This is a genomic window from Mycobacterium sp. SVM_VP21, assembly GCA_024758765.1.
In the GTDB taxonomy this organism is placed as follows: domain Bacteria; phylum Actinomycetota; class Actinomycetes; order Mycobacteriales; family Mycobacteriaceae; genus Mycobacterium; species Mycobacterium heraklionense_C.
Map to the genome: position 1 here is coordinate 2,545,061 of CP101406.1, position 15,977 is coordinate 2,561,037.

Sequence of the window (15,977 nt, forward strand, 5' to 3'; positions counted from 1 at the left end):
GCCGGCCGCCTCCGATCAGTCGCGTTCAGTCGAAATCAGTAGATGTAGTCTTCGCCGCTCGCTCGCACGGTGATGTCGCTGATGCTGATGCCCCAAGGCTGGTCGATGACGTGCACCACCGCCTCGGCGAGGTCTTCGGGGGTGATCAGCCAGTACTTCACCGAGTCGATGTCGGTCTGCTCAGGGTCCAGGGTGCCCTCGGCGAACGCGGTGACCGACCGCAGGTAGCTCTCACCGCGGGATCCCACGATGCCCATGATCGCGGAGCCGTTGACCACGCCTCTGCCGAGATTGGTGCCCAGCACGCCGGTCGGCTTGACCGTGGTCACCTTGATCTTTCCCTTCGCCTCGGTGCGCAGCGAGTCCGACAGGACTGCGACCGCGGCCTTGGTCGCGCTGTAGACCCCCGAACCGGCCACACCAGCGTTGCCGTAGATCGACGAGATGTTGACGACGTGACCGCGGCCCTGCTCGATCATCTGGTCGTAGACGGCGGAAATGCCGTTCACCACACCCTTGATGTTGATGTCGATCGCACGGTGCCAGTGCTGCCAGGCCTTGTCGTGATCGGCGAAATAGGCCAGCGGCATCACACCGGCGTTGTTGACGATGACGTCCACCGCACCGAAGGTCTGCACCGCGTGCTGCACGGCGGCCTTCATCTGCTCGATGTCGGTGACGTCGGCGACGTGAGAGGTGCCCAACAGGCCGGCCTCGCGGATCCCGTCGAAGACCGCCGCAAGGTTCTCGGCACCGATGTCTACGCCGACCACGCGGGCTCCGGCGGCGGCACACTTCTCGGCGATCAGTTTGCCGAATCCACCGCCGGCACCGGTGATGACGACGACCTTGTCCTGCAGGTGCTGCGACATAGTCGGCCAGTTTAGGTCGCCGCTGTCGCCCCAGGCGTCACCGCCCGATTTGCTCGGCGACAGGCGGCGCGTTCGGATGCCCGCTAACAGGTCCGGAGGCTATGGTCACTTCGTGAAGCGTCGAACGGCACTGGGGCTCCCCCTCCTGCTGGCGGCGGGTCCCACCTTGAGCCGGCTCCCGCGCGCCGGCGCGGACCCCGGCCGGTGGTCGATCGACCGGGTGAACCGCTGGTATCAGGCGCAGGGATGGCCGGTCGGCTCCAACTACATCACCTCCACCGCGGTCAATCAGCTCGAGATGTTTCAGCCGGGCACCTTCGATCTGCGGCGGATCGACTCCGAGTTGGGCTGGGCCCGATCGGCAGGCTTCAACACCGTGCGGGTGTTCCTGCACGACCAGCTGTGGGCTGCCGATCAGCGGGGCTTCCAGTACCGGCTGGGCCAGTTCGTTGCGGTCGCCGCGCGCCACCGCATCAAGCCGATGTTCGTGCTGTTCGATTCCTGCTGGGACCCGCACCCCAAGGCCGGACCACAGCTGGCCCCGCGAGTCGGCATCCACAATTCACGATGGGTGCAAAGCCCCGGCGCAGATCGGCTCGGCGACCGCAACTACTACCGCACCTTGCATGACTACGTCACCGGTGTGATGACCCAGTTCCGGTACGACGAACGGATCCTGGCCTGGGACCTGTGGAACGAGCCGGACAACATGGCCCGCGAATACAGCGCCGTCGAACGGTCGGACAAGTTGGATTACATCAGTGACCTGCTGCCCCAGGTGTTCAGTTGGGCCCGGTCGGTCGATGCCCGTCAGCCGTTGACCAGTGGGATCTGGGAAGGTTCGCGTCAGGGCAGCACGATCGTCAACACTCAACTCAACAGCTCCGACGTCATCACGTTCCACTCGTACGACAAGCCGGCGACGTTCAGTGAGCGCATCGCCGAACTGGCGCCCCTGGGCCGGCCGATGATGTGCACCGAATATCTGGCTCGTACCCGCGGCAACACCATCGACGGGATTCTGCCGATCATGAAGCGCCACAATGTGGGCGCCTACAACTGGGGCTTCGTCGCTGGGCGAACCCAGACCTACCTGCCGTGGGACTCCTGGGACCACCCCTACACCGCCGAGCCGCAGGTCTGGTTCCACGATCTGGTGCAACCCACCGGTCGCGCATACCGGAATCTGGAGATCATGACGATCAGCAACCTCACCGGGCGCTGACCGGCTGATAGCGGCGCGGTTCAGTGATGAAATCATTGGCGGCAATGTCGTCGTGAGGAGTCGGTGATGGGCGAGACCGCGTCGGGTTCGCGGGCTGGGTCACGGGTGGGGCGTTACCTCCTCAAACGACTGCTGGGACGCGGCACCACCGGCGAGGTCTACGAGGCGCTCGACACGCAGAAGGACCGCACCGCGGCGCTCAAACTGCTGTCGCCGGCGTTTGGCGGGAATCCGGCGTTCCGTGAGTGGCTGCAGCGCGAGGCGCTGGTCGTCGGGCGGGTGCAGGAGCCCCACGTGGTCCCAGTTCGCGACTACGGCGAGCTCGACGGCCAGGTGTTCATCGATATGCCGCTGGTGGCCGGTGCCGACTTGGCCGCGGTGTTGAAGCGCAACGGGGTACTGCCGCCCTCGCGTGCGGTGAACGTGGTGTGGCAGGCGGCATCGGCCCTGGATGCCGCGCACAGCGCCGGCTTGATCCACCGCGGTGTCAAACCTCGCAACATCCTGCTGACCAGTGATGACTTCGTCTATCTGGTGGATTTCGGGTTGGCCGGCGCGCCCGGGGCCGAGGCGGCCGATGCCGAGAACGCCGGTGCCCGCTGGAAGTACGCGGCGCCGGAGCTGTTCTCCGGCAGTGACTTCGGGCCGGCAGTCGACGTCTATGCGCTGGCATGTGTGCTCTACCAGTGCTTGACGGGTTCGCCGCCGTACCGGGCCGACAGCCTCAAGATGCTGGCCAACGCGCATCAGACCAAACCGATTCCGCGGCCCAGTCTTGCCGGCGCGACCATCCCGGCAGCGTTGGACGAGGTCGTCGCCAAAGGTATGGCCAAGGATCCGCAGGGCCGTTATGCCAACGCCGCGGAGCTGGCGACCGCGGCTTATCAGGCGCTCAGCGCGCCCGACCAGCACCGGACGCTGCAGATCTATGAGACCAGCCAGCAGTCCACTCCGCCGCTGATCGAAGCGCCACAGCCCAGCGCGCCGCCGACGGTACCGGACGAGGTGGCTGCGGCCGAGCCGTCGGCACCGTCTGCTGCGGCAGCCGAGGTTGCCCCGGCCCCGGTGCGTGAGGTGCCGCCGGTGCCCGAGGTGCAACCAACCACGCCGCCGGTCCAGCCCGCTCCGATTCCCGAACCCGTGTCCGCGGCACGCCCCGCCGGGCAGTCCGGTCTGCCCCGGGTCTCGACGGCAGCCGACGACTGGTTCAGCGCGTCACGGCGACTGCGGCTGCAGCACGATCCCGCCAAACGCAAGCTGCTGCTGCGCCTCGGTGCGGCACTGATCGTGGTCGTCGGGTTGATCACCTGGATGACGAACCGATCGAGTTCTGACGAGCTGGCCGCCGACACCGACACCTCGCCGTCCGCCGCGGGGGCGAGTCAACCCACGACGACGGTGTCGTCTGCCGAGGCCCAGGCTCGTCTGCTCAAGCTGCTGCCGTCGGGCTATCCGCAGGACACCTGTACGTCGTCGACACCGACGGGCGGGGCCATCGCCGAAGTGACGTGTGGCCGCAACACCGACGTCGACGGCCCGCCCGCTGCGACTTACACACTGTTCCCCGATGCCACTTCGCTGCGCCAGAGCTTCGACAACACGGTGCAGGCCACCACCGTCGTCAACTGCCCCGGCCGGATCCAGTCGCCGGGAGCCTGGCACCGCACCGCCACCCCGGACAAGACGGCCGGAACACTGCTGTGCGGTATGCGGCAGGGGTCGCCCGTTCTGGTCTGGACCAACGACGCCAACCTGGTGATCGGCTCCCTGCGAACGGAACGAAACACACCCACGCTGGAACAGTTCTACACCTGGTGGAGTTCCCACTCCTGACCGTCGATCCTGAAACACGAGCAAGCGCGGCTGTCAAATCCACTGGTTCGGAAGGCACCGCGTCGGCTGCCTCCGGAAACCAGGGCACGCCGCTTCCGGCCGCCGCCCCGGGTACCCCCGCCGCCACCGGCGCGAACACCTCGACCACGTCGAACTGACCGAAGTTCATCGCCAATCCGGCCCGGCCTCACTACCGCGAGGTCGGGCCGGACTCGTTCCTGGGTAGCCTGACCCTTAGCCCGTTACGATTGAAGTACTTGAGTACCAATATCGTCGGCATGCAGCCGACTTGAGGAGACAGTCCCATGAAGTCCATCTCGACCGCCCTGGCCGCGGGAGCACTGGCCGCCGCGGGCGCCCTCACCACCGGGATCGCCGGCGCGGACCCTGACCCGGCCCCGGCGCCCGCCCCTGCCACCCAACCGATCGGCACCCAGGGCACCGTGCCCGAAGGGCCCGGAGTCCACGGCTGGACGGTCAGCGATCTGCGACCCAGCTCGGACGCCATCCCCTATCAGCCGCGCGGCGCCCTGTGGGAGGCCACCGCCACCGACGAGGCGATCCAGGGCGCCGTCTTTCCGATCGTCGCCAACCTCAGTGCCCGTTCGGCCAGCGGCCAGAACTACCAGGCTTTGTTCACCGTGCCCACCGCACAGGGCATCGCTCCCGCCGCCCTGACTCAGGGCCAGAAGGCCAGCGGCAAGGTCTACTTCGACGTCACCGGCGACGCCCCCAACAGCATGGTGTACCAAACCGGCGGCAACGATCTGATCCGTTGGGTGGCGCCGGCGCCCCAGGCGCCGCAGCCCCAAGCCCCCGCCGGCGGGTCACAGATCCCGGCCAACGGCGGCAGCAATCGGGCGCCTGCCGCACCGGCTCGTCCCCCGGCGTCGCGGCCCGCGCATCCCGCACCGTCAGCTCCGCCGTCCGGCAGCTCCGGAACTCCACTGCCCGAGGGCAGTTCCGGGACTCCGCTGCCCTGATTGCGCGGCTGATCAGAGCCCGAACTGGTCGTCGATCAGCCCGAGCCAGATCTGGGCCGCATCGATAGCCACCTTCTCACTGATGAAGGCGTGCTGGGTTCCGGTGTAGATGTCTCGGAAGGCGCGTTCCAGCCGGCTGCCTTCGCGGATCGCCGTCGTTCCGGCCGCCAGGTGTGCCCACTCGGCGCAACTTCTGGCGGTATCGGTGGCGTAGACGGCCGCCACGCGCATGTCTGCCCGCAGTCCCGGCGTCAGGTCTTCGCCTGCCGCGACAGCGGATTCGGCCGTGTTGAAGGCGTCGAGCACCAACAAGTGAGCGGCCCGCCACGCGGCGACGTGGTGAGCCAGATCCTTCTGAAACGTAGGGCGGCTGGCCAAGGCCGCCATATCGCTCATCCGGTATTTGGTGGCTGCCAGCTCGGTCACATCGTCAAGCATGCTTTTGGCCACACCGAGCGCCCAGGACGCGTGGCCGGCGGCCGTGACCGGCATCAGGCCCATCCGAGCTGCCGGCGAGGCACCCCGAAGCGGAGTACGGCAGAACAGCGGAAAAGTCCGGCGGGCCGGTACGAACACGTCGTGGGCGCTGTAGTCGTAGGAGCCGGTTCCCTTGAGCCCCTGGACATGCCAGCCATCGTTGAAGGAGATCTGCTCACGTGGCAGCACCGCGACCTGCATGTCGGGTATTCCGTCGCTGACCCAGCGCATCTCGCCGTCGTCCATCGGGAAGAAGCCGGCGGCCAGGTATTGGGAGTGTCCAATACCCGAGCCGAAGCTCCACGATCCGCTCAGCCGGTACCCGCCGTCGACGGCGACGCCCTGGCCGTTGGGGAAATATTGGCCGCCCAGTGTGACGTGATTGTCGTGGGAGGTGAACACCTCATCGAACCCGTCGTCGGGTAGGTACGTGGCAACAGCGAACGACGACGGCATGTTGGCGATACCGACCCAGCCGAACGAGCCGTCCTGCCATGCCATTTCGATCCAGGTCTCGATCATCTCGGCAAACGACGGCTCGGCGCCACCGGCAGCGGCGGGATTGAACGCCGACATCAAGCCGGTGCGCCACATCTCGTCAACGATGGGATCGGTCAGCGTGCGGCGCTGCTCGGACACGCCGGCCTCGGCCGCCACCAGCTCGCGCATGCCGCGCGCCAGCGCGACAACCCCGCCGGCCTTGCTCACTTGCGGAATCGCCCGGCGAACCCGCGCAGCGGCAGGTCGGCGCTGGTCAGCAGGCCCGGCGGCGCCGCCACCACCGACTTGATCGCATTTAGGGCGGGTAACCCGGTCACGGTCATGCCGATCGAGGCGAAGTTGTCCGGGTTGGACAGGTCCACGCCGGGCTTGGGGAAGATCATGTGCTTGTTGTAGACGCATGGATCACCGGTGACCCGGGTGATGTAGCAGCCCTTGATGTTCCAGTTCGGCTCGGTGAACGGCGTCATCTGCCACTCCAGATGCGTCTCGACCCGCGGCACACCGTTGACCATGCCCTGGTACTTAATGTAGTTGCCGCCCAACGAGCCCTTGGGCAGGGTGTACCAGCCCAGGTCGACGTCCCGGGTGCACACGCCGAGCTCGTAGTCGAACGTGACCTCGTCGAGGGTCAGATCGAAGCAGTCGGCCATCATCAGCACACTGTCGGCGAACACCCGGGTGAACTTCTCCAGCTTGCCCGGGATTTCCGGGTCGTCGGCGGGCTGGCCGTAACCGACCTCGATCCAGGTGTCCTTGGAGTGGTGGCACGACACGTCGACGGATTCGAGGGTGGTGATGTTCTCGATCTCGGCGACATCGGCCGAACACACCACGCCCAGAATCTGATTGAGCCCCGGGTTCATTCCGGTGCCGTAGAAACTCGCGCCGCCCAACTCGGCGGCTTCAGCCAGCAGTTGCGTCACCGGTTTGCCTGACGGGTGCGGATGGTTGCGGTCACGGTGCCAGCCGGTGATCCAGTCCGCGGTGGTCACGATGTTGATGCCCGCTTCCAAGACCTGGACGTAGAGGTCCTCATCGGGGAACACCCCGTGAAACGTCAGCACGTCGGGCTTGGCGGCGATGATCTCCTCGACACTGCCGGTCGCGATGATTCCGTTGGGCGCGATCCCGGCCAGCTCGCCGGTGTCTTTGCCGATCTTGTCCGGCGAATAGCAGTGCACCCCTACCAGTTCGAGATCATCGCGGGCGGTCAACCGCCGGATCATCTCGGTCCCGACGTTGCCGGTGGCGACTTGGAAGACCCGGATGGGTGCGGCAGCTGCATTCATGCGGTGAAACCCTTCTGCGCGTAGACGTCGGCAGCACTGCCGCCGATGCCGTCGGGATAGAACTGCTTGGCCCACTGGCGGATTGCGGTGAAGCCCTCATATTCGGCGGTTGCCAGGGCCGGCGGATCCGAATAGCGCTGATGCGACCAGATGTGGATGTCCTGCTCGAATTGGCGGATCACTTCGCGACCGAAATCGGCCGCTCGGGCCTCGGCCCGGTCCGGGTCGCCGCCGGCGCCCGGTGAGCGGCCGATGTAGACCATGAAGCGAACGTCGGAGGTGGAGTCGTCAACGGGCGTGATCGCGGAGATGGTCCGGTTGTCGATCATCCCCCAGCTCTTGGTCACCGCGATCCCCAACCCGCCGTTGATGGCTTCCACGCCGCTGTTGACGTCCTCGATCAACTGAGCGTCGTCGCCTTCGAAGGTGATGGTGAAGTCGACGTAGGACACCGGTTCGGCGAAGTCGTGGCGGGTGAAGACCGGCACGATCGGGGTCTTGTGCACGTATTTGAAGTGGGCGAAGTCCACCCCGTTCTCCAGCACGTACTGCGGGTGCAGCTCAAGACCTGTGCGAAGCAGCCGCTGCTGCGGGTAGTAGTCGTCGGCGCTGCGATCGTCGAAGCTGGCGAACACATCCGGCGCGTCGAAGAACGGCGCCCGCCCCTGCGCGTCGTTCCAGATGTAGACCGACGCGTTGCGTTCGGTGACCGGATAGGTGGAGATGCGCCGGCCGCGGTTCGGCTTGTCCTGGTAGGGGATGCAGACGTTGCGGCCCTGGGAGTTCCACTGCCAACCGTGGAACGGGCATTGCAGCACCTCGCCGCAGACGGTGCCGCCGAAGCCCAGATGCGCACCCAGGTGTTCGCAGTAGGCGTCCATCACGGTGAGCTGACCCGACTCGGCCCGCCAGCCCACCATCTCCCGGCCGAAGTACTTCATGGCATGGACATCGCCAACGCCGATCTCGTCGGACCAGGCGACTTGAAACCAGCCTGTCGGGTTCATCGACAACGGCGGTTTAGCCATGTCAACGGTGTCCTCTCTGTGGTCTCCGAGCGGGCCGACGGTCGCAGCATAGTGCGGATTGCAATGGAATCATAGTGGGTGCTATGTAAATGTTGTTAGGATTCGGCGGATGGCTCAATCGCAGGCGCGGCGCAGCAATAGGCGGGGGCTGGCGACCCGCGAGGCGATGCTGGACGCCGCGGTGCGCTCCCTGTCCACCGGGGACCCCGGCGCGGTGTCGGCCAGCCGGATCGCTAAGGAGAGCGGCGCCACCTGGGGCGCGGTGCAATATCAGTTCGGCGACGTCGACGGGTTCTGGGCGGCGGTGTTGCACCGCACCGCCGAGCGCCGCGACGCCGCGATCTCGGCGTTCGGCAGCGTGAAATCGGATGCGCCGCTGCGGGAACGAGTCGCGGCCATCATCGACACGCTCTATGACGGGCTGGCGTCACCGGATTCACGCGCGATCGAGAACCTACGTGCCGCACTCCCCCGCGATCACCGCGAACTGGAACGGCTGTATCCGCGCACCGCGGCCGAGTTGTACTCCTGGGGCAAGAGCTGGCTGACGACATGCCATGCGGCCTTCGCCGACCTAGGAGTCGATCCCCAACGGGTGCGGGAGGTGGCTGCCCTCATCCCCGGTGCGATGCGCGGACTGGTCTCGGAACGCCAGCTGGGCTCCTACGCCGACCTGGACGAGGCCCGCCACGGCCTGACCAATGCACTGGCGGCATACCTCGAGCAGTCCCGGCCCGGCTGAAACCGGGGGCTGCGCAAACCGGGGCCGCCACGTCAGGATGTGATGATGTTTGGCCTCGTCGTTGTTGTCACCCTCGTCGCCACCGTGGTCGCCGGCACGATTCTGGGCAAGCGCTATCGCGTCGGCCCCCCGGTGTTGCTCATCCTGCTCGGCGGCATGCTGGGTCTGATCCCCCGCTTCGGCGAAACCCAGCTCGACGGGGAGATCGTGTTGCTGCTGTTCCTGCCGGCGATCCTGTACTGGGAGAGCATGAACACCAGCTTCCGGGAGATCCGGGCCAACCTGCGCGTGATCGTGCTCGTCAGCATCGGACTGGTGATTGCGACTGCGGTAGCGGTGTCCTGGACGGCGCGATCGCTGGGCATGGAGCCACATGCGGCGTCAGTTCTGGGCGCCGTCCTCTCGCCCACCGACGCGGCCGCGGTGGCCGGCCTGGCAAAGAAGTTGCCGCGCCGGCCACTGACCGTGCTGCGCGCCGAAAGCATCATCAACGACGGCACCGCACTGGTGCTGTTCGCGGTGACGGTCGCCGTCGCCACGGGCAGCCCGGCGATCGGCCCCATCGACCTGGTGGGCCGCTTCGTCGGCTCCTACCTCGGCGGTATCGCGGCCGGACTGCTCGTCGGTGCCGCGGTCACGCTGCTGCGCCGCCGCATCGACGCGCCGCTGGAGGAAGGCGCCCTGAGCATCTTGACACCGTTCGCGGCATTCCTGCTCGCCCAGACTTTTCACTGCAGCGGCGTCGTCGCGGTGCTGGTGTCGGCACTGGTCCTGACCTATGTCGGCCCGCGGGTGATCGCGGCCCGTTCGCGGCTGCAGGCATACGCCTTCTGGGACATGGCGACCTTTTTGATCAATGGCTCACTGTGGGTGTTCGTCGGAGTACAGATTCCTGGGGCGGTGCACGGGATCGTCAATGTCGGCGACGGTATTCGTCATGCCACGGTGCTGGCCCTCGCTGTCACCGGTGTAGTCGTCGTGACGCGAATCGCCTGGTCAGAGATCACCACCGTGCTGCTGCGCACCCTGGACCGGCGTGCCGTGCAGCGGACCCGCCGGGTGAGCTGGCGTCAGCGCGCGGTGTCGAGTTGGGCGGGCTTCCGCGGCGCGGTCTCCCTGGCCGCGGCACTGGCCGTCCCGCTGTCCACCCGTGCGGGCACCCCTTTTCCGGATCGCAATCTGATCATCTACGTGGTCACCGTCGTGATCCTGGTGACGGTGCTGGTCCAAGGCAGCACACTGCCCGCGGTCGTGCGGTGGGCGCGGATGCCCGAGGATGCCGCACACGCCGAGGAGTTACAGCTGGCACGTACCCGGGCCGCTGAAGCCGCCCTGGAAGCGTTGCCGCGGGTGGCCGATGAACTCGCCGTCAGCCCGGATCTGGTGGTTCGGCTGCTCAAGGAGTATCAGGATCAGGCCGAGCTGGTGGCGGTCTCCGATCAGCCCAGCGCCGCCGCGGAACGCGACGACATGGTGCGCCGAGTCCACCTGGGTGTCCTGGAGCACAAACGCCGTGCCGTGACCGAGCTGCGCGACCGAAATCAGATCGACGACATCGTGTTACGTGAGGTTCAGGCCGACATGGACCTGGAGGAAGTGCGACTGCTGGGGCCTGCCGACACCGAATAGCCGCCGGACTCCTCGACGATGGGACTCCTGCGTTGAGCGGGCCCCGGTCGGTGGCGACAGGATGTCCACCGACCACTACTATCCACTGCGTGAGCGATTCCTCGGCCCGCCGATTAAGACTCACCAGGCGAGGCACTGTGCTGGCGGCAGTCTTGCTGACCGCTCCCGTTGTGATTCCCGCCGGGACGCCCGGTGCTGTTGCACCGGCCAGCGCGGCCTGCCCCGACGTCGAAGTGGTGTTCGCCCGTGGGCGGTTGGAATCGCCCGGGGCCGGCGCGGTCGGCAACGCGTTCGTCAGCGCACTGCGCTCCAAGACCTCCAAGTACGTCAGTCTGTATGCGGTGAACTACCCCGCTGACAACCAGATCGACCAGGGCGCCAACGACATGAGCGCCCACATCCAGAACACCATCAACGGATGCCCCAACACCCGCATTGTGCCGGGGGGCTACTCACTGGGTGCAGCAGTCACCGACGTAATGCTTGCGGTCCCCTTCTCGGCATTCGGCTTCAACAATCCCCTGCCGCCGGGCGCCGACGAGCACATCGCCGCGGTGGCGCTCTTCGGCAACGGCAGTCAATGGGTCGGCCCCATCACAAACTTCAACCCGATCTACAACGATCGGACCATTGAGCAGTGCCACGGCGCCGACCCGATCTGCAACCCGGCCGACCCGAACACCTGGGAAGAGAACTGGCCGCAACACCTAGCCAGTGCTTACATTTCGTCAGGGATGGTCAACCAGGCCGCTGACTTCGTCGCCGGAAAGCTGTAGCCGGTCGGAGCTGACCGCGGTCAGCCTTTCGAGAGTTCGGGGGTCCCACGGCCCAAGCCGCGAAATCCCTCGCAGGGTTCCTTGGCACCGACCACGAATGGCAGCGCCTTCCAGCGAAACCGCATCCTGCCGCGAAATCCCATGGCGTCCGGCGGCGGTGGTACCGCCGACTTCGCCAGATCCAGGTAGTACGTGGACGTTTGGCCCAATCCTTCGAAGTCGTGCACCAACGGTGTGCACACCGCACGAACCGGCTCGTCTAGCCGTTGCGCGACGGCATCGGTCATCAACACGTATTCGGGAACCGGCACCAGGTTCTTGAGCATCCGATGCACCAGGATGACGTCTACGCCGGCAAGTTCGGTGTGGCGCTTGACCTTCTGCTCGGCCACCTCGCCCTCATGGGCGACAAACTTCAACGAGAGGTTCATCAGCTGCTCGCAGCTCTCGCAGTGACAGTTGCGGCCGTTCTCAATACGGGCCCGACGATTCAGGAACGCCTGATGCATCCGCGACAACCGCTCACTCACCAACACCTGGGCGTCACCGTCGGGCGCCCAGAAGAAGGCGGCGTCGCCCTCCAGCTTCGCCAGTTTCATGCCCTTGGCGGCATCGATGACCGATTCCAGTAGCGCGGCCACTGCCATCTGGGCGTGCACCAGATGGGTCCGGTTCCAGTTCATGTATGCGGTGTATCCGCCGATGTCGGCAATGACGAGCACGGCGCGCCGGATGGCCATGAACTCAAGATTCTAGTCCGAGTAGCTAGCCGTAGCCACGCTTCACCAGGTGGCGGGCGCCTGCCTCCATGGCAGCTGGGCCGGCCACCTCGAAGCCAAACGCATTGGCCAACCGGTCGGTGATGTTGAAGACCAGGCTCACCGCCAGGGCATCCTTGACCTGCTCGGCAGTGACGCCGCTCGCCAGCACGGCACGTACATCGTCGGCGTCGACGCGGTGCTGGCGCGTCAGCTTGTCGAGCAGGCGAAGCGCAGCCCGCAACTCTTCGGTGATCGGGGCGGTGTCCAGATCGGCGAGGGTGGCGGCTGCGGTCGCGTCGTCGAAGCAGATGTTGGACGTGGCGGTGTGTGCGGCGACGCAGAACGGACAGTCGTTGGCCTTCGAGACGTAGGCGGCCATGAGTTCTCGCTCCCCGATCGTCCACACCGATGGTCCGCGCATCGCCTCGTTGGTCAGCGGTCCTCCGCCGTAGAACTCCGGGCGATAGAACGCGAGTTTGACGGCGTCGACCACCGGTTGCCGTGACACCAGCCGAATGATTGCCAGCAGGGCCTTGGTGCGCAGCCGGTGGCCGCGATCGAGGATGGCCAGTCTCATCGCTTTCCCCGGTCCGCGGTGGCGTCGGTGAGCGCGTCCAGCGCGCTGGTGTACTGCCGGGTCGCCTGGCCGACGGCGGCGCACACCACGATCTCGAAGATCTGGTCTTCGCTCAGACCTGCGGCTCCGACGGCGGCAACGTCCTGGTCGGACACGCTGTACGAGCGCACGGCCACCTTGTCGACCAGGGTGCTGATCGGTCCTTCAAGACCGGCGTTGTCATAAGCCGCCCGGCGCAAGTCGAGCGGCGCTGTTCCGCCCTTACCCAAAACGCGGTCCAGCAGCGCTTGATGTAGTTCGGTGATGTCGGACATGGGTTTTCGTGGACCTCCTCGTCACGCACAGGGTCACCTCGGCGAGTCGTTACCCGTCCATTGTGCGACCGCCGGGCCATCGCAGTCCAGATCAGCGCGACAGATTCGCCGGCGGGGTGTGAACGAGGCCGGGATCGGGTGCCCCGGACATGCGCAGCAGACCCCGCACAACGCGGAAGACCAGCGGCCAGGAGCGCGGATCGCGCAGGTTGATGCCGCCGATCAGTTGTTTGACCATGGACAACGTGTCGAAATAAATGCGCTCGACGGTCAGGTTCTCGTGCTCGTCGAAGATGAAGTAGGCGGTCATACGGGTGCGGTGTCGTGATCCGGTGGCCGGAACAGTGCCCAGCGGCCCCAGATGTGTTCCGGTCAGCCAGAATTCGACGATCACCGCGTCGGCACTGTGGCGCAGCGCGATGATCTCGTGGTTCTGGTCCGGGAAGGCTACTCGGGTGTCGTGGTAGTAGCCGCGCACTTCGGCATCGCCGTCGTGCACGGTCAGCGTCGGGATGATCTCGTAGTGCGGGTGCGGGAACGTGGCCAATACGTCGTCCCAGTCCTTCCGCACTTCGTCCCGGAAATGATCGAGGACCAGCTTTTCGCGGGCTTGCAGGACCTCAACGGACGGGATGGCGTAGCGGTCGGTCACGGTGTTCCCCTCGTGGAGTCAGGCGTTGTCCTGCAAGCGCCCTTCGTGCTCAGGGCTTGTCTGCCGATACTGCCGCAGCTCGGCGCGCACCGCCGCATCGAATGCCCGATCCAGGCTGGCGTGCGCCGACCGCCGTGCCACCCTGCGCATGGCGTCGACCAGGTCCGCGGCCCAGGCGAGTTCCTCGTCATTGCTCGGCAACCACCCGGGTCCGCGCTGCCGAACCACCTCGGCGTGTCCGGTGCGGGTCAGAAGCTCGGCGGCGGCGTCCAGTTTCTTGTCGACGGCGGTCACGGTCTCCAGCATCTCCGCCAACGGCATCCCGCGTGACATCAGCGTGGCGAGATCATCGATCTGATCCGTGTCGGCCACCCGGTAGACGTCGTCGGCGTCGGTCGGTTCGATGACTCCACTGGCGGTCAGGCGCCGCAGCAATGGTGCGTCCAACCGACCCAGCCGCGCCTCCAATTGTTCGAGCGTCATGGTCTGCGACACCGGACGTGACCATGGCGCGGTCACCAACTCTGCCAGATCAGCCAGGTCCAAAACTTCGACCAAGGCCTCCCCGCGCTGCAGCCCGGTCAGGAACTTCAGGATGTGCTTGACCGTGAATCCCTCGCCGAGCAAACGGATGATCGCCTGCAACTGCTTCAGGTGCCGGTCGGTATAGATCGCGACCCGGCCTCGGCGCTGGGGCCGGGGCAACAGACCGCTTTCCTGGTACACCCGGACGTTGCGAGTGGTGGTCCCAGCCTGTCTCGCAAGATCGTCGATCCGGTACTCGGTCACTATGACATCCTAGGCAGTCAGGACCGGGTCACTGCTTGTCTTCGCGGCGGTGATCTTGAAGTCTTCCAGTTCCAGCGTCTTGAGTTGGTTGACGAATTGGGTCGCGAAGCCAGGGAACATGGTGGCGTTGAAGCCGTCCTCGGTCAGGTACCAGCTCTGGCATCCGGAATTCCACGTGGTGGACTTCAGGCGCCGCTGGATGTCCTGGTTGTAGCGGTCCTGCACCTCGGGTCGTACATCGAGCGACTTCCATTCGTACTGCAGCAGTTTGGAAATGGCGCCGACGATGTAGTCGATCTGAGCCTCCATGTAGACCAGAGCCGAGCTGTGGCCGGGACCGGAATTTGGTCCGAAGGTGAAGAACAGATTCGGATAGCCCGATACCGCCACACTGCGGTAGGCGTAGGCGCCCCTGCTCCACTCCGATGCCAGGTCGCGGCCGTCGATTCCGGTGATCGGGATCGGGGTGCCGGCCTTGGATACCTCGAAGCCGGTCGCGAACACGATCGCGTCGAACTGGTGCTCGATGCCTTCGACGGTGCGAATTCCCTTGGGTGACAAACGAGCAATGGGCCAGGTCACCAGTTTGCAGTTGTCCTTCTGCAGTGCTGGATAGTAGTCACTGGTCATCAACAGTCGCTTGCAGCCGGCGGAGAAGTCCGGTGTGAGCTGTCGGCGCAGCCACGGATCCTTCACCTGCGCCCGCAGGTTCGCCAGACTCAGGGCTTCCACCAGCCGGGTGAAGGGGCTGTCCCACACCACCCCGACCGCGACCGACTCATGGCCCCAGAACCAGGCGGACCGCATCAGCTTCTCGGCCAGCGGCACGTCCTTGTAGATCTTCTTCAGCCAGCCACCGGTCGCGGTGTTCAGCCTCGGCAGTACCCATCCCGGCGTGCGCTGAAACACCTTGACCGACTCAGCCACCTTGACCAGTTCGGGGATGATCTGCACACCGCTGGCACCGGTGCCGACTACCGCCACCTTCTTGCCGGTGAAGTCGTAGTCGTGATCCCAACGGGCGCTGTGGATCTTGTTCCCCTCGTAGTCCTCGATGCCCGGGATGTTCGGGAAGCTAGCATTGGCCAGCGGTCCGGAGGCGACGATGACAGACTTGGCGCGCACCGCTTCCCGACCATCTAGGTCGATGGTCCACTCGCCGGCTTCCGCGTCGTAGCTGATCCCGGACACGTTGTGCTCGAACCGGATATACGGTGCGATTCCGAAGGATTCGACCATGGTGTCGATGTAGCCGAGGATCTCGGCGCTGCCCGAGTAGGTGTGCGACCAGTCGGGGTTGGGGGCGAAGCTGTAGGAGTACAGCCGCGACGGAATGTCGCAGGCTGCGCCCGGGTAAGTGTTGTCGCGCCAGGTTCCGCCGACCCGCGAGCCCCGTTCGAAGAGGACGAAGTCGGTGATTCCCTGCTCTTTAAGGCGGATGGCCGCACCGATGCCGGCGAAGCCGGCGCCGATGATGGCTGTTGAGATAGTCACAGTGATCGTTCCTCTTACTTACGCGACCGGTT

Annotated in this window: 16 protein-coding genes; 6 read left to right on the plus strand and 10 right to left on the minus strand. The window is 65.8% G+C overall.

Annotated elements, in window-relative coordinates:
• Positions 1–35: 35 nt before the first annotated feature.
• Positions 36–872 carry an SDR family oxidoreductase gene (locus NM962_11650; protein ID UVO10706.1) on the minus strand — a complete coding sequence of 279 codons (837 nt, stop codon included), beginning with the start codon at positions 870–872 and terminating at the stop codon, positions 36–38.
• A 112-nt stretch (positions 873–984) separates the two neighbouring features.
• Between NM962_11650 and NM962_11655 the strand changes: the two genes are divergently transcribed.
• The 3 genes from NM962_11655 to NM962_11665 all read left to right on the plus strand — a co-directional run bounded on the left by NM962_11655 (position 985) and on the right by NM962_11665 (position 4,913).
• Positions 985–2,097: a cellulase family glycosylhydrolase gene (locus tag NM962_11655; protein ID UVO10707.1), complete on the plus strand. Its 1,113-nt coding sequence runs from the start codon at positions 985–987 to the stop codon at positions 2,095–2,097.
• Between the two features lie 66 nt (positions 2,098–2,163).
• The gene (locus NM962_11660) at positions 2,164–3,930 is read left to right on the plus strand and encodes a serine/threonine protein kinase (GenBank protein UVO10708.1); all 1,767 of its coding nucleotides are present in this window, start codon (positions 2,164–2,166) and stop codon (positions 3,928–3,930) included.
• A gap of 305 nt (positions 3,931–4,235) precedes the next feature.
• Positions 4,236–4,913 (plus strand): MPT63 family protein, encoded by a 678-nt coding sequence (locus NM962_11665; protein ID UVO10709.1) that lies wholly within the window; start codon positions 4,236–4,238, stop codon positions 4,911–4,913.
• Between the two features lie 12 nt (positions 4,914–4,925).
• Here NM962_11665 and NM962_11670 read toward each other — a convergent pair whose 3' ends face one another.
• From NM962_11670 to NM962_11680, 3 genes are read right to left on the minus strand one after another with little or no spacing between them, the layout of a single operon-like run.
• The gene (locus NM962_11670; protein UVO14683.1) at positions 4,926–6,059 is read right to left on the minus strand and encodes an acyl-CoA dehydrogenase; all 1,134 of its coding nucleotides are present in this window, start codon (positions 6,057–6,059) and stop codon (positions 4,926–4,928) included.
• Between the two features lie 35 nt (positions 6,060–6,094).
• Positions 6,095–7,183, minus strand: a complete 1,089-nt coding sequence (locus tag NM962_11675) for a dihydrodipicolinate reductase (GenBank protein UVO10710.1) — start codon at positions 7,181–7,183, stop codon at positions 6,095–6,097.
• On the minus strand, positions 7,180–8,211 hold the full coding sequence (locus NM962_11680; GenBank protein UVO10711.1) for an aromatic ring-hydroxylating dioxygenase subunit alpha: 1,032 nt from the start codon (positions 8,209–8,211) through the stop codon (positions 7,180–7,182). The genes NM962_11675 and NM962_11680 overlap by 4 nt, the downstream gene beginning before the upstream one ends.
• A gap of 109 nt (positions 8,212–8,320) precedes the next feature.
• On the opposite strand from NM962_11680, the gene NM962_11685 reads away from it, so the two are divergent.
• From NM962_11685 to NM962_11695, 3 genes are all read left to right on the plus strand, one after another.
• Positions 8,321–8,953: a TetR/AcrR family transcriptional regulator gene (locus tag NM962_11685; protein UVO10712.1), complete on the plus strand. Its 633-nt coding sequence runs from the start codon at positions 8,321–8,323 to the stop codon at positions 8,951–8,953.
• Positions 8,954–8,998: 45 nt separating this feature from the next.
• The gene (locus tag NM962_11690) at positions 8,999–10,582 is read left to right on the plus strand and encodes a Na+/H+ antiporter (GenBank protein UVO10713.1); all 1,584 of its coding nucleotides are present in this window, start codon (positions 8,999–9,001) and stop codon (positions 10,580–10,582) included.
• An 89-nt stretch (positions 10,583–10,671) separates the two neighbouring features.
• Entirely contained in the window at positions 10,672–11,358 is a 687-nt protein-coding gene (locus NM962_11695; protein ID UVO10714.1) for a cutinase family protein, read from the plus strand.
• 20 nt (positions 11,359–11,378) lie between these two features.
• Here the strand turns inward: NM962_11695 and NM962_11700 are convergent, their stop codons facing one another.
• From NM962_11700 to NM962_11725, 6 genes are all read right to left on the minus strand, one after another.
• Positions 11,379–12,098 carry a DUF2652 domain-containing protein gene (locus NM962_11700; GenBank protein UVO10715.1) on the minus strand — a complete coding sequence of 240 codons (720 nt, stop codon included), beginning with the start codon at positions 12,096–12,098 and terminating at the stop codon, positions 11,379–11,381.
• A gap of 25 nt (positions 12,099–12,123) precedes the next feature.
• Entirely contained in the window at positions 12,124–12,696 is a 573-nt protein-coding gene (locus NM962_11705; protein UVO10716.1) for an alkylhydroperoxidase AhpD family core domain-containing protein, read from the minus strand.
• On the minus strand, positions 12,693–13,010 hold the full coding sequence (locus NM962_11710) for a hypothetical protein (protein UVO10717.1): 318 nt from the start codon (positions 13,008–13,010) through the stop codon (positions 12,693–12,695). Before NM962_11710 ends, NM962_11705 begins: the two co-directional genes overlap by 4 nt.
• A gap of 91 nt (positions 13,011–13,101) precedes the next feature.
• Entirely contained in the window at positions 13,102–13,662 is a 561-nt protein-coding gene (locus NM962_11715) for an ester cyclase (protein UVO10718.1), read from the minus strand.
• Between the two features lie 18 nt (positions 13,663–13,680).
• Positions 13,681–14,451 (minus strand): MerR family transcriptional regulator, encoded by a 771-nt coding sequence (locus NM962_11720; protein UVO10719.1) that lies wholly within the window; start codon positions 14,449–14,451, stop codon positions 13,681–13,683.
• Positions 14,452–14,460: 9 nt separating this feature from the next.
• Positions 14,461–15,945, minus strand: a complete 1,485-nt coding sequence (locus NM962_11725) for an NAD(P)/FAD-dependent oxidoreductase (GenBank protein ID UVO10720.1) — start codon at positions 15,943–15,945, stop codon at positions 14,461–14,463.
• Positions 15,946–15,977: the final 32 nt, after the last annotated feature.